A 22,578-nucleotide genomic window follows, 5' to 3' on the forward strand; every position below is an offset into this window, starting at 1 on the left:
CCCGCTCCTACAGGGGGCAGTCCTGCACCGGACTCGTTTTTCTGTAGGAGCGAGCTTGCTCGCGAACCCGCACGGCAGCCCTGCTCAACTACAGAAGCCCCCATAAAAAAGCCCGGCGTAAAGCCGGGCATGTCCAGATCAGGACAGCTCAGTGTGTGTCCAGCAGCGCCAGCGCCTCACGGCTCAGGCGCTCGACCGTGGCCCAGTCGCCGCTGTCGACGGCGGCCTTGGGCAGCATCCAGCTGCCGCCCACGCACATCACGTTGGCCAGGCGGTAATAGTCATTCAGGTTGTCCGGGCCGACGCCGCCGGTGGGGCAGAAACGGATGTCCGGGAACGGTCCGCCGAAAGCCTTGAGCGCTTCCACGCCGCCGGCGACTTTCGCCGGGAACAGCTTGAAACGACGCAGGCCGTGACGGTACGCCGCCATGATTTCCGAAGCGGTGGCCACGCCGGGCAGCAGCGGCACCGGGCGGGTTACCGCGTACTGCAGCAGCTCGTCGGTACAGCCAGGGGTGACGACGAACTTCGCCCCCGCCTCTTCCGCCAGGGCGAAGGTTTTCGGGTCGAGCACAGTGCCGGCGCCGATGATCAGCTCCGGGCGCTGCTCGCTCAACTGGCGAATCGCGGTGAGGCCCAGCGACGTCCGCAAGGTCACTTCCAGAACGGTGATGCCGCCGGCTGCCAGGGCATCCGCCATGGGCAGGATGTCCGCCTCGCGGTCGATGGTAATCACCGGCAGGATGCGAGCACGCTGCGCCAGGGCATCGATCTGCTGGATGTGTTGTTCAGACATTGCGGTAACTCCGTGCCTCAGGGGCACCAGTGGATCGAAAGAGGCGAACGCAGGAACGCATTGATCGGCATGCGCTGGTCGTCGTTGTCGCTGAGCGCCTGGCTCAGCGTGGCCAGCTTGGACTCGCCCTGGATGGCCAGGATCTGCACCCGCGCGCCCTGCAGTACGGCGCGGGACAGGGTCAGGCGTTGGTGCGGCACGGTCGGTGCCCACATCGGCAGGCAACGGCGCGTGCCGGCCGGGTCGAGCGCCTCCACCAGGTGGGCGCTGCCGGGGAACAGCGAAGCCGTGTGGCCGTCGTCGCCCATGCCCAGCACCAGCACATCGATGGGCAGCATCAGTTCATGCAGGTAGCGGTCGGCCTTGTCGGCCGCCTCTTCCAGGCTGGCCGCCGGCTGGTAGATGCCGATGAACTGCGCCTTGGCCGCCGCGCCCTTGAACAGGTGGCGGCGCAGCAGGCCGGCGTTACTGTCCGGATGCGACTCGGGCACCCAGCGCTCGTCGGCGAGGCTGACGGTCACTTTCGACCAGTCCAGCACCGCGCCGCTCAAGGCTTCGAGGAAAGCCACCGGGCTGCGCCCGCCGGATACCACCAGCAGGGCGCGGCCGCGTTCGATCAATGCCTCGCGCAGCGAGTCGGCTACCGCTTCGGCCAGGCCGCGAGCCTGCTCGGCGGCGTTGTTCCAGGTCTTCCAGGCCATACCTTCAGCCAGTTGGGGTTCAAAGATCGCCATACCAGTCCCTCCCGTCGCGTGCGATCAGGGCAACCGAGGCCTGCGGCCCCCAGCTTCCGGCCGGATAGGGCTTGGGCTCCTCGCCCAGGCGACCCCAGCCGTCGATCAGACCGTCGCACCATTTCCAGGCAGCCTCGATCTCATCCTTGCGGACGAACAGGTTCTGGCTGCCTTGCGTGACTTCCAGCAACAGCCGCTCGTAGGCATCCGGCGTCCGCGCGGTCTGGAAGGTTTCGGAGAAATTCAGTTGCAGCGGACCGGTGCGCAATTGCATGCCTTTGCCCAGGCCCTGGTCCTTGGTCATCACCTGCAGGGAAATGCCCTCGTCCGGCTGCAGGCGGATGATCAGCCGGTTGCTGATCAGCGAGCGCTGCTCCGGGGCGAAGATGTAGTGCGGCGGTTCCTTGAAGTGGATGACGATCTGCGAATGCTTCTGCGGCATGCGTTTGCCGGTGCGCAGATAGAACGGCACGCCGGACCAGCGCCAGTTGCGAATATCCACGCGCAGCGCGACGAAGGTCTCGGCATCGCTGTTGGGGTTGGCGTTTTCCTCGGCGAGATAGCCGGGCACGGCCTTGCCGTCGATGTAGCCGGCGGTGTACTGGCCACGCACCACACGGGTCGCCAATTGCTCGGGGGCGATGGGTTCCAGCGCGCGCAGTACCTTTACCTTCTCGTCGCGGATGCTGTCGGCGGTAAGGTCCGCCGGTGGGTCCATGGCGATCAGGCAGAGCAGTTGCAGCAGGTGGTTCTGCACCATGTCGCGCAGCTGGCCGGCCTTGTCGAAGTAGCCCCAGCGGCCTTCGATGCCGACCTTCTCGGCCACGGTGATCTCCACGTGGGAGATGTGGTTCTGGTTCCACTGCGTTTCGAACAGGCTGTTGGCGAAGCGCAGTGCAATGAGGTTCTGCACCGTCTCCTTGCCCAGGTAGTGGTCGATCCGGTAGATGCGGTTTTCCGGGAAGAAACGTGCCACCGCGTCGTTCACCGCGCGGGACGATTCCAGGTCGTGGCCGATGGGCTTTTCCAGGACTACCCGGGTGCGCTCGGCAAGACCGGCGCCAGCGAGGTTCTCGCAGATGCCGCCGAACACCGAGGCGGCGGTGGCGAAATAGGCGACCAGGGTCTTCTCGTCACCCACCAGCTCGGCCAGCGCCTGGTAGGAGCCGGCGTCGAGGAAATCCATGCTCAGGTGATGCAGGCGCGCCTGGAAGCGGGCCCAGACGGTTTCGTCCCACTCCTTCGTCGGCACGGCCTGGCGCAGGCGGCTCTCGATGGTCGCCAGGGGCTCTTCGCTGGCGCCGTCGTCGCGGGCCAGGGCGAGAATGCGGGTATCGCGGTGCAGCAGGTCTTCGCGGTCGAGCTGATAGAGCGCCGGCAGCAGCTTGCGCAGGGCGAGATCACCCAGGGCGCCGAACAGCGCGAGGGTGCAGGGCAGAACACGTACTTCAGGCATTTGTTGTTACCAACCAAATTTTGGACGATAGTTAGCCTTCTACGCCGGCATTAAGACAAATATGTAGTAATTAAACAACATATTTTTGCCAACTCGCGCCGTTGTTGGTCGCCTGCCGGCCTGACGTTAGGATAGCGCCGCTGGCCGCACCTACCCGGCCAACCGTCGATTGCCCAAGGAGCACGGATGAAAAACCTGCTGGAGCAGATCCAGAGCCGTCTGGAAGAGCTGAACAAGGCCGAGCGCAAAGTCGCCGAAGTGATTCTGCGCGACCCGCAGCAGGCCACGCGCTTCAGCATCGCCGCGCTGGCCCAGGCGTCCAGCGTCAGCGAACCGACGGTGAACCGCTTCTGCCGCTCCTTCGGCATGAGCGGCTACCCGGAGCTGAAGATCCAGCTGGCCCAGAGCCTGGCCAGCGGCGCGGCCTTCGTGACCCAGGCGGTGGCTGCCGACGACGGCCCCGAGGCTTACACGCGCAAGATCTTCAGCAGCACCATCGCCTCGCTGGACAGCGCCCACAAAGTCCTCGACGCGAAGCTGATCGACCGCGCCGTGGACCTGTTGATCCAGGCCCGGCAGATCCACTTCTTCGGCCTCGGCGCGTCCAGCTCCGTGGCGCTGGACGCGCAGCACAAGTTCTTCCGCTTCAACCTGGCGGTATCGGCGCAGAGCGATGTGCTGATGCAGCGGATGATCGCTTCGGTGGCGCACACCGGCGACCTGTTCGTGGTGATCTCCTACACCGGGCGCACCCGCGAGCTGGTGGACGTGGCGCACCTGGCGCGGCAGAACGGCGCCTCGGTGCTCGGCCTGACCGCCGCTGGCTCGCCGCTGGCCCGCGCCAGCACGTTGAGCCTGGACATTCCGCTGCCCGAGGACACCGACATCTATATGCCGATGACTTCGCGGATCATCCAGCTGACCGTGCTCGATGTGCTCGCCACCGGCGTGACCCTGCGCCGTGGCGTGGACTTCCAGCCGCACCTGCGCAAGATCAAGGAGAGCCTGGTGCCGACTCGCTACCAGCTCGATGAGGAAAGCTGAGGTAGACGAGGCAACCAACCTGTAGGAGCGCGCCACGCGCGCGATCGCGGGCATGGCCCGCTCCTACAGGGAAAGACCGCAAACGGATCAGTCATCCGCCGCCGGATCGAGCCCCGGGAACAGCACCTCGGTAAAGCCGAACTTGCTGAAATCGGTGATTCGCGACGGGTACAGGCGGCCGATCAGGTGGTCGCACTCGTGCTGCACCACGCGGGCGTGGAAACCTTCCACGGTGCGGTCGATGGACTGGCCCTGCGGGTCGACGCCCTGGTAGCGGATGCGCTGGTAGCGATTCACCGCACCGCGCAGGCCCGGCACCGACAGGCAGCCTTCCCAGCCCTCTTCCAGCTCATCGCCGACGGGCGTGATCACCGGGTTGAGCAGGATGGTCGGCGGCACCGCCGGCGCATCCGGATAGCGCTCGCTGCGCTCGAAGCCGAAGATCACCAGTTGCAGGTCGACGCCAACCTGCGGCGCGGCGAGGCCTACGCCGCCGACGTGGTGCATGGTTTCGAACAGGTCGTCGATCAGTTGGCTCAGCTCGGCGCTGCCGATCAGCGCCTCGGGCACCGGTGGGGCGATGCGCAGCAGGCGCTCGTCGCCCATCTTGAGAATCTCGCGGATCATCTCGGCCTCGTTCGCCGTTGCGTGAAAGCGGCATGCTTCCAATGAGAGCTGCATCCTCGGCCCCTGCAAGCGGTCTGGCAAGCCCGCGACCGCCGGGCAGCGCCACGGAGCCCGCAGCGCCACGGTGTTAGACTGGTCTGCGACGGCAACCATCGAACGACGGATATTTGCCGAATTTCACGGCAGATGGCGGTCGGACCCTGGGGGAACTTTCATTCCGAGGGGCGTGAGGTTCGTCATGAACAGGCATTACTACATCAGCGACAACCTGGACGACCTGGAGCAGGTCGAGCAGGAGCTTTCCGAAAGCGGCATCGGCATCGAACAGATGCATGTGCTCAGCGACAGCGACGCGGAAATGCAGGAGCACCGTCTCCATGAAGTGCCCTCGATGATGAAGAAGGACGTGGTGCACTGGGGCAAGATCGGCCTGATGATCGGCGCCGCGCTGGCTGTGCTGGTGCTGGTGGTCGGCTATCTGAGCGGCTGGACGCAGACGGCGGCCGGCTGGATTCCCGTGGTCTTCCTCGCCGCGGTGCTGCTGGGCTTCAGCCTGTGGGAAAGCAGCTTCTTCGGCCTGCAGCGCCCCAGCGGCGACGTACGCCGATTCCAGGACAACCTGCATGAAGGCCGCCACGTGTTCTTCGTCGACGTGAAGCCCGAGCAGGAACCGGTGCTGGACATGGTGGTGCGCCACCACCCGCGCCTGGAGATCGCCGGCTTCGGCAGTGCCATGCCGGCCTGGTGGCTCTCCGTCGAGCAGGCCTGGAACCGCTTCCGCCACATGATGTAAGGCGCACCGGCCGCGCGCCGGTGACCATGCGTACCCTCTCCGCGCCCTGGCGGCCAGCGGCCTGCCAGTTGCGGGCCGCTCGAAATCCTGTCGGCAGGACGAGAATGGCTGCCGTTCAGGAATCATTCAGAAACCGTTAGCTTGCTATTGATTCATGTCAGCCGAGTGCCTCCGGTCGAACTCGAAACTATTCGAGCTCCCCATTTCTCAGGAGGCTGGGACATGTCTTCATCGCCCAACCAGAAACTCGGTCTGGCCGCGCTCACCGCCCTGGTGGTCGGCTCCATGATCGGCGGCGGCATCTTCTCGCTGCCGCAGAACGTCGCAAAAAGCGCCAGCCCCGGCGCGGTGCTGATCGGCTGGGCCATCAGCGGCATCGGCATGCTGATGCTCGCCTTCGTCTTCCAGAGCCTGTCCAACCGCAAACCGGAACTGGACGCGGGCGTCTACGCCTATGCCAAGGCCGGCTTCGGCGACTACATCGGCTTCAACTCGGCCTGGGGCTACTGGATCAGCTCCATGCTCGGCAACGTCAGCTACTTCGTGCTGATCTTCAGCGCGCTGGGCTACTTCTTCCCGGTGTTCGGCCAGGGCAACACGGTCATTGCCTTCGTCTGCTCGTCCCTGCTGCTGTGGGGCCTGCACTGCCTGATCCTGCGCGGGATCAAGCAGGCGGCCTTCATCAACCAGGTCACCACGATCGCCAAGGTCGTGCCGATCGTGCTGTTCATCCTGATCGGCCTGGTGGCCTTCGACATGGACCTGTTCACCGCCGACTTCTGGGGCCACGGCCACGTCGATTTCGACAGCGTGATGAGCCAGGTGCGCAACATGATGCTGATCACCGTCTGGGTGTTCATCGGCATCGAGGGCGCCAACCTGTATTCGAGCCACGCGAAGAAGCGCTCGGACGTCGGCACCGCCACGGTGATCGGCTTCGTCTCAGTGATGGCGCTGCTGGTGCTGGTGAACGTGCTGTCCATGGGCATGATGAGCCAGGCGCAACTGACCGGGCTGCCCAACCCGTCCATGGCCTACGTGCTGGAGCACGTGGTGGGCCACTGGGGTGCGGTGCTGATCATCGCCGGGCTGGTCGTTTCGCTGTTCGGCGCGCTGCTGGCGTGGATTCTGCTGAGCGCGGAGATCATGTTCGCTGCCGCCCAGGACCACACCATGCCCAGGTTCCTCGCCCGCGAGAACGACAAGGACGTGCCGGTGAACGCGCTGTGGCTGAGCAACGCCACGGTGCAGGTGTTCCTGGTGGTCACCCTGTTCGCCGCCAGCACCTACACCAGCCTGGTGTACCTGGCCGCCTCCATGGCGCTGCTGCCCTACCTGTTCTCCGCCGGCTATGCCGTACTGCTGAGCCTGCGCGGGGAAGGCTACGAAGGCCTGCTGCGGGAGCGCCGCAAGGACCTGGTAATCGGTGCCATCGCCCTCATCTACAGCCTGTGGCTGGTGTATGCAGGCGGCATGGATCACCTGCTGCTCTCGGCGCTGCTCTACACGCCGGGCGTGGTGCTGTTCATCATGGCCAAGCGCGAGCGTGGCGAGCGCGTATTCAGCAAGGCGGAAGGACTGATCTTCGCCGTCCTGCTGGCCGCGACGCTGGGCGCCGGCTACGGTCTCTATTCCGGACAGCTGAGCCTCTGAGGTTCGGCGCCGATGCCCGCGGCTCAGGCCGCGGGCTTTTGCTTTCCAGGAGAACTGGCTGACTTCAGGAGAAGAGAATGAGCACGCCCGCCGAGGTCACTATCCATTCCAGCACCGGCCTCGACCGCCAGCAGTACCGCATCCGCCTGAGCTACAGGGTGGAGAATGCCGCCAGCCGGGATGCCCTGGTGAAATTCGAACTGGACGGCGAGATCGACGGCCAGCCGTTCAAGGACGGCTTCGATCTGCCCGGCGACCTCGCCTTCAATTTCGCCAGTAGCGCCACGCGCATTCTGCGCCGCCACGGCTTGCGGGTCTGCCGCGGGCCGGTGCTGCGCTTTCGCAAGGAACATGACCGGGTGTTCGACGACCTGCGCCGTCGACTGAAGGCCGAGCCGGGCACGCCGGTCGACCTGCAGCGCATGGGCTCGCTGGCCCCGGCCGAGCCGCGTTGCGCGGTGGCCGAATCCATCGTTCGCGGACGCGGCTGAGCCGGTCAGACCAGTTCGATACCGTCGTCGTGGATGACGATCAGGCCCTGTTTGAACAGGCCGCCGATGGCCTTCTTGAAGTTGCCCTTGCTGACGCCGAACTGCTGCGCGATCAGCTCCGGCGGGCTCTTGTCGCTGAGCGCCAACTGGCCGCCGGCCTCGCGCAAGGCCTTGAGGATCTGCTCGCTCAGCGCATCGGAAAGGCCGGCGCCAGCCGGCTGCAGGCTCAGGCTGATCTTGCCGTCGGCGCGCATTTCCTTGATGTAGCCGGTCTCGCGCAGGCCATTGCGCATGAACTTGAAGACTTCGTTCTTGTGGATCAGGCCCCAGTGCTTGCCATCGATGATGGCCTTGTAGCCCAGGTCGGTGCGCTCGACGACGAGCAGGTCCACCTGCTGGCCGGCCTTGTAGTTCGCCGGGGTGTTGTCCAGGTAGCGGTCCAGGCGCGCCGTGGCGGTGATACGGCGGGTGCGTTCGTCGAGGTAGACGTAAACGACGCAGTAGTCGCCAACCTGCAGCGGACGTTTCTCTTCCGAGTGCGGCAGGAGCAGGTCCTTGGGCAGGCCCCAGTCGAGGAACAGCCCGACACGGTTGACCTCCACCACCTTGAGGCTGGCGAAGCCGCCGACCTGCACCTTGGGCTTCTGGGTAGTGGCGATCAGGCGGTCTTCGCTGTCCAGGTAGATGAACACGTTGAGCCAGTCGCCCACTTCAGTGGGTTCGTTCTTCGGTACGTAGCGCTTGGGCAGCAGGATTTCGCCGTGGCTCTCGCCATCCAGGTAGAGACCGAAATCGGTGTGCTTGGCCACCTGCAACGAATTGAACCGACCTATGACTGCCATGACGCTTACCTCGTGAACGGGGCGGGCATTCTACGCGCATTGGCACGATATGGCTGCCGCCGGTTGCCGGATCGGGCATGCGTCATCGACGCACATCGCGGGCATGGCCCGCTCCTACAAGTGTTCCGCCTGGCCGAACTGAAGCTCTGCCAGACGCGCATACAGAGGGCTGCTCGCCACCAGCTCGGCGTGTCGCCCCAGTGCGACCAGGCGGCCGTGCTCGATCACCGCGATGCGGTCGGCATTGAGTACCGTGGCCAGGCGGTGGGCGATCACCAGCGTGGTGCGGTCGCGCATCAGCCCTGGCAGCGCCTGCTGGATCAGGTGTTCGCTCTCGGCATCCAGCGCGCTGGTGGCTTCGTCCAGCAACAGGATAGGCGCGTCCACCAGCAGCGCTCGGGCAATCGCCAGGCGCTGGCGCTGGCCGCCGGACAAGCCCAGGCCGCTCTCGCCCAGGTGCGTTCGGTAACCCTGCGGCAAACGCAGGATGAACTCGTGGGCGTGGGCCGCGCGGGCGGCGGCCTCGACTTCCGTATCACTGGCGCCGGGTCGGCCGTAGCGGATGTTCTCTTCCACCGTGCCGAAGAACAGCGCCGGGTTCTGCGACACCAGCGCAAAGCTGCGGCGCAGGTCCGTCGGGTCGAGTTGGGCAATGGGCTGGCCGTCGATCAGGATGCGCCCCTGCTGCGGGTCGTAGAAGCGCAGCAACAGGTCGAACAAAGTGGACTTGCCGGCGCCCGACGGCCCCACCAGCGCCAGGGTCTCGCCCGGCTCCACGCGCAGGTCGATGCCGTCGATGGCCCACTGCTCCGGGCGCGACGGATAGGCGAAGCGCACGCCCCGCAAGTCGATGCTGCCGACGATGCGCTCGGGCAAGTGCCGCAGGTCGCTGGTCGGGGCATGGATTTCACTGCGCGCCCGCAAGAGCTCGGCGATACGCTCGGCCGCACCGGCGGCGCGCTGCAGTTCCCCAATCACCTCGCTCAGCGTGCCGAAGGCCATGCCGACGATCAGGCTGTAGAACACGAAGGCCGCGAGATCGCCAGGACTGATGCGCCCGGCGATCACGTCCATGCCGCCGACCCAGAGCATCACGCCGACGGCGCCGAGCACCAGCAGGATCACCACGCTGACCAGCCAGGAGCGCTGCATGATGCGCTTGCGTGCGGTGTCGAAAGCGTCTTCCACCGTACGGCCGAAGCGCGCGCGGTCCTGCGCCTGGTGGTTGTAGGCCTGCACCGTCTTGATCTGGCCGAGGGATTCGCCGACGTAGCTGCCGACGTCCGCCACGCGGTCCTGGCTGAGCCGCGACAGGCTGCGCACGCGGCGGCCGAACAGCAGGATCGGCGCGATCACCAGCGGCAGCGAGGCGACCACGATGCTGGTCAGCTTGGCGTTGGTGAAGAACATCAGGATCACTCCCCCCAGCAGCATCAGCACGTTGCGCAGCGCCATGGACAGCGAGGAGCCGATCACCGACTGCAGCAGCGTGGTGTCGGCGGTCAGGCGCGACTGGATCTCCGAGGAGCGGTTGTTCTCGTAGAAACCCGGGTGCAGCTCGATCAGGTGGTCGAACACGCGCTGGCGGATGTCGGCGACGAAGCGCTCGCCAATCCACGACACGAGGTAGAAGCGCACGAAGGTGCCCACCGCCAGACACAGCACCAGCAGGAAAAAGATGCCGATGGCGCGGGTGAGCAACTGCTCGGACTGGGTGATGAAGCCCTGGTCCACCAGCAGGCGGATGCCCTGCCCCAGGGACAGGGTGATGGCAGCGGTGAACAGCAGCGCCAGCAAGGCGCCAAGGGCACGCCAGCGGTAGGGGGCGAGGAACGAGCGGGCCAGGCGCAAGGCATTGCGCTGGCGGGACGACAGCAGGGACATGGCGGGCTCTGAAAGGCCGGAGTGCGCAGAGGGTAGCACTGCCGCTACAAGGCGCGCGAAGGACGATTCAGGCAGCCGAATGGGACCGTTCGTTCCAGAACCGCCCCGAAAGCTGCTCGTTTGATGTACAATGGGCGGCCAATTTGCGCAGACAGGTATGGCAGATATGACTACCAAGCCCTCCACCCGCCAGAAAGCCGCCCCCAAGGCTCCCGCCGCTACCGCGACCAGCGAAGCCCTGGAAGCCCAGATCGCCGCCTTCCTGAACTCCGGCGGTGAGATCCAGCAGATCGCCAAGGGCGTGACCGGTCAGAACTACGGCGCACCGAGCCGCCACATCAGCCTCGGCAAGAAGTAATACCCCGCCGGCAGGCCTGCCGAACCTCGGCAGGCTGCCCGCCTCCTCCGCTGTTCCCCCTCCCGCTTTTCTCGATCGCCGCGCAATACCGCACTTCCTTTATTGCCTGAATACCTTGCACTCGGGCAGAGTCCGCCGATAGTTAAGGACTGGGCCACGTCGCGCCCGCTGCAAGGAGCACCCCATGCTGCCCTCCCCGGAAAAGCTGCTGTCGCGCAACCTGCTCGATGTGCTGATCCGCGCCGGCCTGATCCTGTTGCTGGCCCTGTTCTGCTTCCGCATCTTCCATCCCTTCCTCGACCTCATGCTCTGGTCGGTGATCCTCGCCATCACCCTCTACCCGCTGCATCAGTTGCTCAGCGGCTGGCTGGGCGGGCGGACCAACAGCGCAGCGACGCTGATCGTGATCCTCGGCCTGGTGATCCTGCTGGTGCCGGTGGTGGTGATCGGCATGTCGATGGCCGATTCGGTGCGCGACCTGGTGCACGCCATCCAGAACCGAACCCTGCAGATTCCGCTGCCGCCCGACTCGGTGCAGACCTGGCCGGTGATCGGGCAGTACGTCTATCCCTTCTGGACACGCGTCGCCACCGACTTCATGGGCGTGGTGCACCAGATGGCCCCGCACCTGCAGGGCGTCGCCAAGACCCTGGCGGGCCAGGCAGCGGGTGCGGGCATGGGCCTGATGCAGTTCCTCGCGGCGTTTGTCATCGCCGGCATCATCATGGCCTACGGCGAACTGGGCAGCCGTACCTCCTGCGACATCGCCATCCGCATCTCCGGCCCTGACCGCGGGCCGGGGCTGGCCGAGCTGTGCACCGGCACTATCCGCGCGGTAGCCCAGGGCGTGGTCGGCGTGGCCTTCATCCAGACCATGATCCTCGGCCTGGGCTTCGTCGTCATGGGCATCCCCGGCGCCGGCCTGCTGGCCCTGGGGGTTCTGTTGCTGGGTATCACCCAGTTGCCGGTGGTGCTGATCACCATCCCGGCGATCATCTATGTGTTCATGACCAACGATTCGCTGCTGGTCGCCATCCTGTTCACGATCTGGACCATGGCCGGCGGCCTCTCCGACAACGTCCTCAAGCCGCTGATGTTCGGCCGCGGCGGCAAGGTGCCGATGCCGGTGATCCTGATTGGCGCCCTGGGCGGCATGCTCAGCAATGGCATCATCGGCCTGTTCGTCGGCCCGGTGGTCCTGGCGCTGGGCTACGAGCTGTTCATGTCCTGGGTCCACGAGCGCGAGGCGCCGGTCGCTCCGCCCATCGAGCCGCCCGTTCAGGACGCCCCCTGAAACCTCTCACCCGCGCAGCACGCCGCGGGATTTCCCCCTGCAATGGAATGCACAAGATGTCGAAACGCTGCTCCCTCACCGCTGCCCTGCTCGCCGCCGGCCTGCTGCTCTCCCCGCTGGCCTTCGCCGAGGACACCGCGACCGTCTGGCCCGCCGTGGTCAACGCTGCCGACCAGCAACGCCTGACGACCCTCGATGGCGAGGTCAAGCACCTGCTTGATCAGTTCCAGCAGAGCGTGGACGAAACCACCCGCAACGAAGCGCTGAACCTCTACCGCATCGTCCTGGAAGACCCGGAACCACTCGCCGATGCCGCCCTGACCGGCAACTGGAAGTGCCGGTCGGTGCAGCTCGAAGCGCAAGCGTTGTACGGCTACCCCAACTTCAAGTGCTCGGTGCGGCAGACGCCCAAGGGCCTGTTCCTGGAGAAGACCAGCGGCTCGCAGCGCATCAGCGGCTACCTGCAGCGCCTGGACGACAAGCAGTTGGTGTTCGTCGGCGGCGCTTCGGTGAACGAAGACCCGCAGGTCGGCTACAGCGGTCTCGAACAGGCCGCCGCACGCGAGACCGACGTGGTCGGCGTGGTGCGCAACTCCTACGACGGCTTCGTGCTGCTGGTGCCCGAACAGCTCGGCGGCTACAACCTGTTCCGCTTCACCCGCTGAGCCGCGCTCTCATAGCAGCGCCACCATCTCCTTGAGCGTCACCGCCCAAGTGCCCCTGGCGTTGAGGTAGCGATAGCCGAAGCGCGAGCCATTGGCCTGGGTGGTGAGCACCGCATTCCAGGCCAGCCCGCGCTGCAGGTCATGGGCCGGATCGAGCAGGAAGAAGGCGTCCTCGCTCATCCCTACCGCCAGGCACCAGTGGCGGATATCGCTGTCCTTGCGGCCGTGGAAGCCCAGTACTACCGGGATATTCTCGTCCAGATGGCGCCGGGTCAGCTCGACCATCCGCGCACCACTGCCGCGCTCGACACGGTATTCCTTGTCGCTGATGACCTTGAGCAGCTCCAGCAGATCCGCGCCGGTGGTGCCGACGCGCACCAGCGTCTCATGCTGGTTCAGCGCCTCCATCAGCCGCCCGTAGCGGGTCCGCGAATCCACCGGCGCCAGCCCCTTGGCCTGGCGCCGGGCCAGCTGATTGCGGGCAAGCATGGCCATCACCAGGCAGTAGGGCCCGCAGGCACCGTCCATGTCGCCCTGGCGCAGGTGCACCTTCTCGCCACGCTTGTTGATCAGGCCGCCGCTGCCGTGTTCGTCCAGGTCCCAGCCCAGGCCATCGATCAGGGTGATCCGCATCGCACTTCCTCGTAGCTTGGTCTGAGGTTGTGACCGGACACCGCGCGGATCATTCTGCCGGCTTGCGGTTACAATGGACGCTTTCCCCTGCCTGGTTACCCGAAATGTCCGAAGCCATCCGCCTGTCCAAGCGTCTCGCCGAGCTGCTGCCCTGTTCGCGCCGCGACGCCGAGCTGTACATCGAGGGTGGCTGGGTCACGGTCGACGGCCAGCGCGTGGAGGAACCACAGTTCAAGGTCGACACCCAGCGCATCGAACTGCTGCCGGGCGCCTCTCCCGAACCGATTCCGCCGGTGACCATCCTCGTGCACAAACCGGTCGGCCTGGGCAGCGGCAACGGCGCCAACTCCGCCCAGCAACTGCTGACGCCGGACAAGCGCTGGACCGAGGACAACCTGCAACAGCGCCTGCTGCGCAAACACTTCGGCCACCAGTTCAACACCACCGTGCTGGAGACCGACGCCAGCGGCCTGCTCGTCTACACCCAGAGCCGCGGCGTGCAGCGCCGCCTGGTGGACGAGGCGGACAACATCGAGCACGAGTACGTGGTCGAGGTCAGCGGGCAGATGGCCGACAACGGCCTGAAGCGCCTGTGCCGTGGCCTGGTCATCGACGGCCGCGAGCTGCCGCCGCTGAAAGTCAGCTGGCAGAGCGAGACCCGCCTGCGCTTCGCCGGCAAGCAGTTCCGCCCCGGGCAGATCGGCGCCATGTGCCGGGCCGTCGGCCTGCACGCCCTGTCGATCCGCCGCCTGCGCCTGGGCGGCGTGGCCATGGGCAAGCTGCCCGCCGGCCAGTGGCGCTTCCTGCAGCCGGGCGAGAAGTTCTGAGGCGGCTTCTGCAAAAGGAGCCAATACCGTCGTCCTTCGATCGTCCCTGCCTGGGCTCCCTCTCCCCCGCCCTGGCTCCGCGCCCCGCTCCGAAGGGAGAGGGAGCAGATCGTACCGACTGACATCTTGGTTTCGTCCTGTTCCGAACGGTCCCCTCTCCCTTCCGGTAGAGGGCCAGCCTCCGAGCAGGACTTTCCCTAAAGGAGCAGACCGCTTTTTTAGAAAAGCGTTGTGGGCGCGCTCCTGCACGAACCACCGCCCCACATCCCGCAAAGAGCCGCTCTGCCACGCGGCTTCCAGCCGTTATTGATAACGTCGATAGTCACCAGTCGACGCATTCAGTTCTCTTGATAGTCCGCGCGCGGCATCTTTGCCCCATCAACTCGCTGGCAGGAGATTCGCCGGCCCCGCAGACGGGCCGCAGGGGCGAACAAGCTACTCGCGAGACGCCCCCAACGGATCGTCAAGAGGACACCACCATGCAAGTCATTCTCGATTTCCTGCTGCTCGTTGGCTCCCTGGTGGAGTTGCTGCTTTACGTCGCGCTGGCCAGCGTCGTGCTCGCCACCACGCTGCTGGCCGGTGGCATCGCCGTGCTGACCCTGCGCTCGCCGGGCTCGGCCGTGGTGATACCCGACCGCCGCCCCTCGGTCAGCCGCCAGCCGCGTCCGGCGGTGAAACACCAACTGGCCCGACCGGTACTGGTCGCCGTAGCGAACGATCCGATCCTGGCGAAAACCGCATGAAGCCGTCCTCGCCAGCGATTCAGCCCGGGTAGCGCCCGAGTGCGGCCCCCAGGTCGCGCTCGAGATCCCCGTCCTGCTGGCCGCCGTTGTCCATCATCCAGCGCACCCGCTCCAGCGTTTCCGGGGCAGACATGTCACCGACGAAGCGCTGCGATTCCTCCACCAGCGCCGCCTGATCCGCCGCCGTCACCTGCTCCACCACCGCCTTCACATGGGCAATGCCCGCCGCCGGAAAGGCCGCAATGCGTCGCGCCAGAGCCTCGCAGAACCCCTCCAGCTCCGCGTCCGCCAGCGCCCGGTTGATCCAGCCGTGGCGCTCTGCCATGTCCGCGTCGAAATCCTCTCCCCCTAGGCAGACCTCCAGCGCCCTGCCCCTCCCCAGCATCTGCGCCAGGCGCACCGTGCCGCCCGCACCGGGCAACAGGCCGACCGCCACTTCCGGCTGGCCGAGCAGCGCACGCTCGCGGGAGGCGAAGCGCATGTCCAGCGCCAGCAGAAACTCGCTGCCGGCCCCACGGGCGCGGCCGCGCAGTTCGCCGATGGTCACCTGCGGCAGCCGGCTGAAACGACTGAACAGCGCACTGAGCGGGCTGGCCATGCCGGCGGGCATCTTCATCGGCGGCGCATCCAGCTGGCTGCCGAGGTCATAGTGGGCGAGGAAGAAGTCCGGATTGGCGCTGCGGAACAGCACCACGCGGGTATCGCTGTCGCGCTCCAGCTCATCGGCCAGGTGCAGCAGGTCAATGACCATGGCGCGGTCGACCAGGTTGATCGGCGGGTGGTCGAAGCTCACCACGGCAACGCCGTCACGGTCTTCACGGGTGAAAGTGCGGTAGTCGCTCATCGATGGGGCCTCCGTTGCGAAGGCCCGAGGATGCGCCGGGGCGCGGGTGGCGCCCCAGCACTATCGATGCGCGGAATGGCCCGTCAGTGGTGGCCGATGCCCTGGTCTTCCAGGTGGTCCGCCTCGAACAGGGTTTCCAGCTCCTTGCGCGCCTCGCGGGCGGTCTGGATGACCGCGGTCTCGTCGTCGTAGACGCGGTACTGGGCCATCAGCACCGCTTCGTCGTGGCGCTTGAAGCGGCGGATGCGGGCGGCGACCTGTTCTTCGTTCAGGCCCAGGCCGGTCAGCAGCAGCCGGCTCATCTCCAGGCTCGAGTGGAAGGTCTCGCGCACCGGGGTCGCGTCGGCGTCCAGCAGGTGGTAGACGTGCTGGCGGTTACGGGCCCGGCCGATGACCTTCAGGTGCGGGTAGAGCTTGCGCACCAGCCGCGCGGTCTCGATGTTGGTCTGCGGGTCGTCGGTGGCGACGACGAAGAACTCGGCCTTCTCCACCTGGGCGGCGCGGAGGATTTCCGGGCGTAGCGGGTCGCCGTAGAAGATCGGGATATTGCCGTAGCTGCGGGTCAGCTCGATGGTGTCCACCGAGGTATCCAGCGCGACGAAGGGCACGCCCTGGGCGCGCATGATACGGGCGACCACCTGGCCCATCCGGCCCATGCCGGCAATCACCACGCGCGGCGCGTCGTCCGGCAGCTGGCGGTATTCGGGCGGGGGCTCACGCAATACAGCGGGCTTGGGCTTGATGCTGCGCGCCAGGGCCAGCACCAGCAGCGGCGTCATCGCCATGGACAAGGTGATGCACAGCACCAGCAGCGAGTGCAGCTTGCCGTCCATCAGCCCCTGGGCCAGGGCCAGCTTGAACACCACGAAGGCGAACTCGCCGCCGGCGCCCAGCAGCACGCCCAGGCGGATCGCCGAGACCTTGTCCAGGCCGCCGGCCAGACGGCCGATGAGGAACAGCAACGGCAGCTTGATGCCCACCAGCAGCAAGGTCAGGCCGAGCACCACGAGCGGCTCGCTCTTGAGCAGGCCGAGGTCCGCGCTCATGCCCACGCTGATGAAGAACAGGCCGAGCAGCAGGCCCTTGAAGGGTTCGATCTGCGCTTCCAGTTCGTGGCGGTATTCCGAGTCCGCCAGCAGCAGGCCGGCGAGGAAGGCACCCAGCCCCATGGACACACCGGCCCATTCCATCAGCCAGGCGGTGCCGACCACCACCAGCAGCGCGGTGGCGGTGGACAGGTCGGCCTGACCGGTGCGGGCCACCGAGCGGAACACCGGGCGCAGCAGGAAGCGTCCGCCGATGACCACCACGGCAATGCTGCCGACCACTTCCATGACGTGGGCCAGGTCGCCGCCCGGAGCCGCCGAATCGGCGCGCGCGCCCAGCAGCGGGATCATGGCGATCAACGGGATGGCGGCGATATCCTGGAACAGCAGGATGGCGAAGCCGAGACGGCCATAAGGGCTGTTCAGCTCCTTGCGCTCGGCGAGGATCTGCAGGCCGAAGGCGGTGGACGACAGCGCCAGGCCGCCGCCCAGCACCACGGACGTATTCACCGGCATGTCGAAGGCCAGCACCGCGACGCTGCCGATGGCCAGCGCGGTGAGCAGCACCTGCGCCAGGCCGACGCCGAACACCTGCTTGCGCATCACCCACAGGCGCTTGGGCGAAAGCTCCAGGCCGATGATGAAGAGCAGCAGCACCACGCCCAGCTCGGACAGGCTGGCGACGCTTTCGGGGTTGTCGATCAGCCCCAGCAGCGACGGGCCGATGAACACCCCGGCGAGCAGGTAGCCGAGCACGGCGCCCAGCTGCAGGCGCTTGGCCAGCGGCACCATGAACACCGCCGCGAGCAGGAAGACCACTGCCGACTGCAGGTAATTCGTCCCATGTTCCATCTATCAAGACTCCTTGGAAGAGGTGGGGCGAAGCGAAAATCCACCCACATAGTTCATCTCACACATCCAGCGCCACGCCCTCGGCCAGCAGGTGCCGCTGAAACTGCCCGGCCAGGGCGTGCACCTGGTCCCAGGGCTGCTCGTAGCGCTCGTCCAGCGCGACATGGCTGCTGGCACGCACACGGGCTTCGAGCCTGCAGCGCTCGTAGAAGGCGTTCACCGCGGCGACCATGGGTTCGCGCTGGTTTTCCATCAGGATGGCGCCGTGGGCCAGCACCACGTAGCGCCCGTCGCTGGGCCGGCGGCGCCAGCGCTGGGCGGTGCCCACCAGCTTGCGACCGCCCAGATTGACGTTGTAGCGGCCGTCGCAGAAGGCGCCCTCCACTTCCCCCAGGCCCGGATCGAGGCCGAGGGCCGCCAGCCAGTCGCACAGCGGCTGGCACAGGCGCAGGTAGGCGGTCTCGATTCGCGTCTGCTCGTTGTCGCCCGGCGGGATCGCATAGACCAGCGCGACGTTGAGCACCCCGGCGGACTGCGGTACCGGCTCGCCGCCGGTGTCGCGCAGGGCGATCGGCCAGCCGAGCCCGGCGCAGGCGGCCTCGGCGGCGGCAAAGCCCTCCAGGCGGCTCAGCCGTCGCGGCATCACCAGGGACTGCTCCAGCGGGCTCCAGAACAGCAGGCCGCTGTCGCGCTCACCGGCGAAGGTGGCGTCGAGCAGCGCGCGCTCGGCGTCCAGGCCCTGTTGCGCCGACAGTCGTTGCACCTTGTTCATGAGAGCGACCTTGGATTCATGACAGCGTCCTGGGGGTTCATGGCAGCGTCCTTGGATAAACCGGGTTGCGGACTATGCCCGCCGAGGGCTTATCCGACAATGTTCCAAGCCAATTTGTTGCCGCACCCGGAAATTTCAGCGTAGCGGGCTGTGACTGCCGTGGCACCGCGCCAGGTCACGTCGATCTCAATCCATGCCGCAGCGAAGCGGCGCTGCGTCTATCCTGCTACTGGCCGGCACTTGCGCAGGAGGCCAGAGCCCGTGTCCAGGACGTTGCTTCAGCGTCTGCACCACGCCATTGCCGTCAACGACGCACTGGCGCTGCCTATCGCCCGGGAAAACCTGCGGCGCCTGTACTTCTCAGCCCTGCTGGCAGTGCCCTTCGACCTGGTCCACATCCTGGTCTTCCGCCTCAACCTGCAGGGTTCCCGCCCCGAATACGACGGTTGGCGGCTGGATATCATCCGCGTCCACGCCGTGGTCGCCGTGCTCTTCAGCCTGCTCGGCCTGCTCGCCTGGCTGGCCTCCCCACCCCGACGCCAAGCGCCCCTGTGGTACATGCAAACGTTGACCGTACTGGGCAGCATCCTGCTGCTGGGATTCGGCATCGCCATCACCGGCACCGACCAGCAGGTCACCAGCAGCATTACCCCCTTCCTGATGGCCTCGGTGGCCACCTCGCTGATCATCCTGTTGCGCCCGAGCCTGTCCGTCACGCTCTATATCCTCGCGCTGGCCGTCTTCGAGCTGACCATGACGCTGACCCAGGCCAGCCCGCAGCTGCGCCTGTCGAACCAGATGGGCGGGCTGACCATCTGCGGCATCGGCCTGGTGCTGTCGTTCATCCTCTGGCACAGCCATGTGCGCAACCTGCGCCAGCGCGAGTTCCTCCGCCAGCAAAGGCTGGAGCTGGAAGAAAAGAACCGCCAGCTGGAATACCTCGCCGGCCACGACCCCCTGACCGGGCTGTTCAACCGCCGCCAGTTCGACCAGCTGGTGGGCATGGAGCTCGCGCGCGCCGCCCGCCAGCCGGCGCCGATCAGCCTGCTCATGGTGGACCTGGATCATTTCAAGTTCATCAACGACCGTTACGGCCACCCGTTGGGCGACGAAGTCATCCGCCACACCGCCAGCCTGCTGAGGAACTACACCCGCACGGGTGACAGCGTGGCACGCCTGGGCGGCGAGGAGTTCCTGCTGCTGTTGCCCGACACCTCACAGCCCCAGGCACGGGTCATCGCCGAGAAGGTGCGCCGGCTGCTGGAGGAAACCCCGCTGCCGATGAAGGACGGTCTGCTCTACCTCACCGCGAGCTTTGGCATCGCCTGCCTGGAGGCCGGCATACCGGGCACCTACGAGGGGCTCTACGCGGCGGCGGACAAGGCGCTGTACAAGGCCAAGGCGAGCGGACGCAATCGGGTGGAGGTGATAGCGCTGGGGACGGAGATGGGGACGTTCGATTGAACGCCGCCTCGGTGGAACCTGCAGGAGCGAGCTTGCTCGCGAACGAGACTCCCGGCGACACCGGCGTCAAGCGGTTCGCGAGCANNNTCGCTCCTACGAAAAGCCCGCGTTATTGCGCGTATTTGCGCGTCAGCCCCGGCGGTACGCCGCTGCTGTCGGTCTCGGTCCACGGGCCTTGCGGGCCGACGCCCCAGTACCAGCCGTTGTCCCAGTGGTAGTAGGTACGCTGGCGGTAGAAGAGGTCCTTCTGGCCCTGGATCACATAGACGCCGAGGCTCGCGTCCCAGCGGCCCTTGCCGCCGGGCGGCGGGGCGAACTGGGTCGGGCGCTTGGCGGCCGGCGCTGCGCTGGGCTGCGGAGTGATCGGCGCGCTGGAAGTCCTGGCCGGCGGGATCGGCTTGCTCGGTTGCGAGGGCGGCGGTACGTGCGAAGGCGGTTGCTCCGGCTGCTGCGGCTGCACCACGCAACCACCCAGTACCAGCATGGCGCCCAGCGCCAGCAATCTGCCCTTCATCGCTCAACCCTCTCTTGTCGTGATTACTTCTGATCCGGGCTGTCGATTGTCACGCTCTGCTCGCCCGCCTGGGAAGTAGACAACGAAGCACTTCGTCCGATCCATTCCCCGGCGGTGGCATTGCCGGCGCGGGAGATGCGCGCGACCAGTTGCACCTGCGGATGCTGGGAGAGCTTGAGCTGCGGCATCATCGCGTCGGCGTCGCTGAGGGAAACCTCGCTGGGCAGGTCGGAGACCTTCAGGCGCTTCACCGCCAGCGGCATCGGCGGGCCGCTCACGGCGCGGGCGAAGACGAACACACTGTCGTCCGGCTTGACCTGGCCCTTCACGGCCTCGGTCAGGTCGACCTTCACCTTCAGGGTCACGCCAGCGGTGGCGGCGGCAACCGGCGCCTCGGGCGGAGTCTGGCCCTTCTCGACCATGCGCTGGCGAGCGCGCTCGATGCCACCGGCGATGGCGTCGCGGGACGGATCGTCCTGCGGCAGCACGGTGACCAGACGGCCCCAGTAATCGATGGCGTCGGCGTACTTCTCGTCCTCGAACGCGGCGATACCGAGCAGGCCGAGGGTGGTGACCTCCTGCGGGTCCTTCTTCAGCGCTTCGTCAGCCAGGTCGCGAACCTGCGGGCTGAGCGCCTTGTCGCCGGCGAAGTACAGCGCCTGGGCCCATTGGCCGAGCACTTCCGGCTGGCGACCGGACAGGCGCGCGGCCTGCTCGAAGGCCTTGGCGGCGTCAGCGGCGCGGTTCTGGGTCATGTAGGCGCGGCCTAGGAAATACCAGCCTTCGGCGGAGTCCGGCTGAGCCTTCAGCGAACGCTCCAGGCGCGAGGTCATCTCTTCCATGGACTTGGGCGCGGTGGCGAACTCGCGGGCCAGCTCGACCTTGTCGCTGGCGCCCCAGTGCAGGTAGAGACCCAGGGCGAGGAACGGCAGGACCAGCGCGACTACCAGCGGTGCGGCGCGGCCAAGGCGGGAGCGACGGTCCTCGCTGGCACCCTCGGTATCGGAGAGCAGCTCGCGGGCCGCTTCGGCGCGCCCGGCTTCGAGCTGGGCGTCGTCGAGGGTCCCGGCGTCTCGCTGGGCAGTCAGTTCAGCCAGGCGCTCCTGGTACAGGGCGACGTTGAGGGCGGTACGGTCTTCCTCGGCCTGGGCCTTGCGGCCGCGCAGCAGAGGGACGAGGAGGAATGCCAGGGCCACCAGCAACAGCAGGCCGGCGGCGAGCCAGAAATCGATCATTTGTCTTGGTTATCCAGCAATTGGTCGAGACGCGCCTGCTCCTCGGCGGACAGCGTGGTGGAAGTGGCAGCGGCGGGGCGACGGCGGCGCGCGACGATGGCGCCGATGACGATCACGCCCAGGCCCAGCAGCGCGGCGGGGCCGAACCAGAGCAGCCAGGTGCGCTCGCTGACTTCGGGCTTGTAGCGCACGAACTCGCCGTAGCGGTCGACCATGTAGTCGACGATCTGCTGGTTGCTCTTGCCGGCCGCCATCTGGGTGTAGATCTGCTTGCGCAGGTCGGCGGCGATCGGCGCATTGGAATCGGCGATGTCCTGGTTCTGGCACTTGGGGCAGCGCAACTCGGTGGTCAGGTCGCGGAAGCGCGCGCGCTCGGCGTCGTTGGCGAACTCGTAGGTGTCGATGGCGGCGTGGGCCATGCCGGTGAGGCACAGCCCGAGCGCGGCGGCGGCAAGCAGACGCTTCATTTGCCCTCCGCTTCGTCGACCAGGCCCTGGTAGATCGGCGCCAGCTGTTCACGCCAGACCTTCTCGTCGACGGCGCCAACCAGCTTGTGGCGGATGATGCCGTCCTTGTCGATGATGTAGGTCTCCGGCGCGCCGTAGACGCCCAGGTCCAGGCCCAGGGTGCCCTGTGCGTCGGCGATGTTCAGCAGGTAGGGATTGTGCAGCTCCTTGAGCCACTTCTGCGCAGCGGCGCCATCATCCTTGTAGTTGATGCCGTAGATGACCACACCCTTGGCGGCGAGGTCGGTGAGCACCGGGTGCTCGAAGCGGCAGGTCGGGCACCAGGTGCCCCAGACGTTGACCAGCGCCGGCTTGCCCTTGATATCGGCCTCGGTGTAGGTCTTGCCCGGCTCGGTGACGCTGGGCAGGGAGAACGCCGGGAACGGCTTGCCGATCAGCGCCGACGGCAGTTCGCTGGGGTCCAGCCACAGGCCACGGAAGAGGAATACCGCGACGACCAGGAAGATCGCCAGGGGCAACAGCAGGATCGCACGCTTCACAC

At 66.6% G+C, this 22,578-nt stretch carries 24 protein-coding genes; 10 read left to right on the forward strand and 14 right to left on the reverse strand.

Annotated elements, in window-relative coordinates; translation table 11 throughout:
* Positions 1-148: 148 nt before the first annotated feature.
* From UB43_RS14175 to zwf, 3 genes are read right to left on the reverse strand one after another with little or no spacing between them, the layout of a single operon-like run.
* Positions 149-796 (reverse strand): bifunctional 4-hydroxy-2-oxoglutarate aldolase/2-dehydro-3-deoxy-phosphogluconate aldolase, encoded by a 648-nt coding sequence (locus tag UB43_RS14175; protein ID WP_045211971.1) that lies wholly within the window; start codon positions 794-796, stop codon positions 149-151.
* A gap of 17 nt (positions 797-813) precedes the next feature.
* Positions 814-1,530, reverse strand: a complete 717-nt coding sequence (gene pgl, locus UB43_RS14180) for a 6-phosphogluconolactonase (protein ID WP_045211973.1) — start codon at positions 1,528-1,530, stop codon at positions 814-816.
* Entirely contained in the window at positions 1,517-2,986 is a 1,470-nt protein-coding gene (gene zwf, locus UB43_RS14185) for a glucose-6-phosphate dehydrogenase (RefSeq protein WP_045211975.1), read from the reverse strand. Before zwf ends, pgl begins: the two co-directional genes overlap by 14 nt.
* Before the next feature lie 186 nt (positions 2,987-3,172).
* On the opposite strand from zwf, the gene UB43_RS14190 reads away from it, so the two are divergent.
* Entirely contained in the window at positions 3,173-4,030 is an 858-nt protein-coding gene (locus tag UB43_RS14190) for a MurR/RpiR family transcriptional regulator (protein ID WP_045211978.1), read from the forward strand.
* Positions 4,031-4,117: 87 nt separating this feature from the next.
* Here UB43_RS14190 and def read toward each other — a convergent pair whose 3' ends face one another.
* Positions 4,118-4,657, reverse strand: a complete 540-nt coding sequence (gene def, locus UB43_RS14195; RefSeq protein WP_045211980.1) for a peptide deformylase — start codon at positions 4,655-4,657, stop codon at positions 4,118-4,120.
* Between the two features lie 238 nt (positions 4,658-4,895).
* On the opposite strand from def, the gene UB43_RS14200 reads away from it, so the two are divergent.
* From UB43_RS14200 to UB43_RS14210, 3 genes are all read left to right on the forward strand, one after another.
* The gene (locus UB43_RS14200; RefSeq protein WP_045211982.1) at positions 4,896-5,450 is read left to right on the forward strand and encodes a hypothetical protein; all 555 of its coding nucleotides are present in this window, start codon (positions 4,896-4,898) and stop codon (positions 5,448-5,450) included.
* Between the two features lie 222 nt (positions 5,451-5,672).
* Complete coding sequence (gene arcD, locus UB43_RS14205) at positions 5,673-7,103, forward strand: arginine-ornithine antiporter (protein ID WP_045211985.1); 1,431 nt, start codon at positions 5,673-5,675, stop codon at positions 7,101-7,103.
* A gap of 77 nt (positions 7,104-7,180) precedes the next feature.
* Positions 7,181-7,594: a DUF5064 family protein gene (locus tag UB43_RS14210; RefSeq protein ID WP_045211987.1), complete on the forward strand. Its 414-nt coding sequence runs from the start codon at positions 7,181-7,183 to the stop codon at positions 7,592-7,594.
* Positions 7,595-7,599: 5 nt separating this feature from the next.
* On the opposite strand, the gene UB43_RS14215 is transcribed toward UB43_RS14210, so the two are convergent.
* Both UB43_RS14215 and UB43_RS14220 read right to left on the reverse strand, forming a co-directional pair.
* Positions 7,600-8,436: a S1 RNA-binding domain-containing protein gene (locus UB43_RS14215; protein WP_045211990.1), complete on the reverse strand. Its 837-nt coding sequence runs from the start codon at positions 8,434-8,436 to the stop codon at positions 7,600-7,602.
* A 114-nt stretch (positions 8,437-8,550) separates the two neighbouring features.
* Positions 8,551-10,320, reverse strand: coding sequence for an ABC transporter transmembrane domain-containing protein (locus UB43_RS14220; protein ID WP_045211993.1), 1,770 nt, complete (start codon positions 10,318-10,320; stop codon positions 8,551-8,553).
* A gap of 157 nt (positions 10,321-10,477) precedes the next feature.
* On the opposite strand from UB43_RS14220, the gene UB43_RS14225 reads away from it, so the two are divergent.
* The 3 genes from UB43_RS14225 (at position 10,478) to UB43_RS14235 (ending at position 12,637) form a co-directional block, all read left to right on the forward strand.
* The gene (locus UB43_RS14225; protein ID WP_024765957.1) at positions 10,478-10,678 is read left to right on the forward strand and encodes a hypothetical protein; all 201 of its coding nucleotides are present in this window, start codon (positions 10,478-10,480) and stop codon (positions 10,676-10,678) included.
* 184 nt (positions 10,679-10,862) lie between these two features.
* Positions 10,863-11,972 (forward strand): AI-2E family transporter, encoded by a 1,110-nt coding sequence (locus tag UB43_RS14230; protein WP_045211998.1) that lies wholly within the window; start codon positions 10,863-10,865, stop codon positions 11,970-11,972.
* Positions 11,973-12,028: 56 nt separating this feature from the next.
* A complete protein-coding gene (locus tag UB43_RS14235; RefSeq protein WP_052969547.1) occupies positions 12,029-12,637 on the forward strand; it encodes a DUF4893 domain-containing protein in 609 nt (202 codons plus the stop codon).
* 9 nt (positions 12,638-12,646) lie between these two features.
* Here UB43_RS14235 and UB43_RS14240 read toward each other — a convergent pair whose 3' ends face one another.
* Positions 12,647-13,270, reverse strand: a complete 624-nt coding sequence (locus tag UB43_RS14240; RefSeq protein WP_045212001.1) for a hypothetical protein — start codon at positions 13,268-13,270, stop codon at positions 12,647-12,649.
* Between the two features lie 104 nt (positions 13,271-13,374).
* Between UB43_RS14240 and UB43_RS14245 the strand changes: the two genes are divergently transcribed.
* Together UB43_RS14245 and UB43_RS14250 are read left to right on the forward strand one after the other, a co-directional pair.
* On the forward strand, positions 13,375-14,097 hold the full coding sequence (locus UB43_RS14245; RefSeq protein WP_045212004.1) for an RNA pseudouridine synthase: 723 nt from the start codon (positions 13,375-13,377) through the stop codon (positions 14,095-14,097).
* 479 nt (positions 14,098-14,576) lie between these two features.
* Complete coding sequence (locus UB43_RS14250) at positions 14,577-14,843, forward strand: hypothetical protein (RefSeq protein WP_045212007.1); 267 nt, start codon at positions 14,577-14,579, stop codon at positions 14,841-14,843.
* Between the two features lie 19 nt (positions 14,844-14,862).
* Here the strand turns inward: UB43_RS14250 and UB43_RS14255 are convergent, their stop codons facing one another.
* From UB43_RS14255 to UB43_RS14265, 3 genes are all read right to left on the reverse strand, one after another.
* Positions 14,863-15,687 (reverse strand): enoyl-CoA hydratase/isomerase family protein, encoded by an 825-nt coding sequence (locus UB43_RS14255; RefSeq protein WP_045212010.1) that lies wholly within the window; start codon positions 15,685-15,687, stop codon positions 14,863-14,865.
* 83 nt (positions 15,688-15,770) lie between these two features.
* Positions 15,771-17,585, reverse strand: coding sequence for a monovalent cation:proton antiporter-2 (CPA2) family protein (locus UB43_RS14260; RefSeq protein WP_045212012.1), 1,815 nt, complete (start codon positions 17,583-17,585; stop codon positions 15,771-15,773).
* A gap of 58 nt (positions 17,586-17,643) precedes the next feature.
* Positions 17,644-18,357: a lipoate--protein ligase family protein gene (locus UB43_RS14265; protein ID WP_045212015.1), complete on the reverse strand. Its 714-nt coding sequence runs from the start codon at positions 18,355-18,357 to the stop codon at positions 17,644-17,646.
* Between the two features lie 261 nt (positions 18,358-18,618).
* On the opposite strand from UB43_RS14265, the gene UB43_RS14270 reads away from it, so the two are divergent.
* Entirely contained in the window at positions 18,619-19,821 is a 1,203-nt protein-coding gene (locus tag UB43_RS14270) for a GGDEF domain-containing protein (RefSeq protein ID WP_045212018.1), read from the forward strand.
* 109 nt (positions 19,822-19,930) lie between these two features.
* On the opposite strand, the gene UB43_RS14275 is transcribed toward UB43_RS14270, so the two are convergent.
* From UB43_RS14275 to dsbE, 4 genes are read right to left on the reverse strand one after another with little or no spacing between them, the layout of a single operon-like run.
* A complete protein-coding gene (locus UB43_RS14275) occupies positions 19,931-20,335 on the reverse strand; it encodes a lipoprotein (RefSeq protein ID WP_045212021.1) in 405 nt (134 codons plus the stop codon).
* A 23-nt stretch (positions 20,336-20,358) separates the two neighbouring features.
* Positions 20,359-21,570 (reverse strand): c-type cytochrome biogenesis protein CcmI, encoded by a 1,212-nt coding sequence (gene ccmI / locus UB43_RS14280; protein ID WP_045212023.1) that lies wholly within the window; start codon positions 21,568-21,570, stop codon positions 20,359-20,361.
* A complete protein-coding gene (locus UB43_RS14285) occupies positions 21,567-22,037 on the reverse strand; it encodes a cytochrome c-type biogenesis protein (RefSeq protein WP_045212024.1) in 471 nt (156 codons plus the stop codon). The genes ccmI and UB43_RS14285 overlap by 4 nt, the downstream gene beginning before the upstream one ends.
* Positions 22,034-22,576 (reverse strand): thiol:disulfide interchange protein DsbE, encoded by a 543-nt coding sequence (gene dsbE / locus UB43_RS14290; RefSeq protein ID WP_017520316.1) that lies wholly within the window; start codon positions 22,574-22,576, stop codon positions 22,034-22,036. The genes UB43_RS14285 and dsbE overlap by 4 nt, the downstream gene beginning before the upstream one ends.
* Positions 22,577-22,578 lie beyond the last annotated feature (2 nt).

This window comes from Pseudomonas sp. 21 (assembly GCF_000955805.1).
GTDB lineage: Bacteria > Pseudomonadota > Gammaproteobacteria > Pseudomonadales > Pseudomonadaceae > Pseudomonas.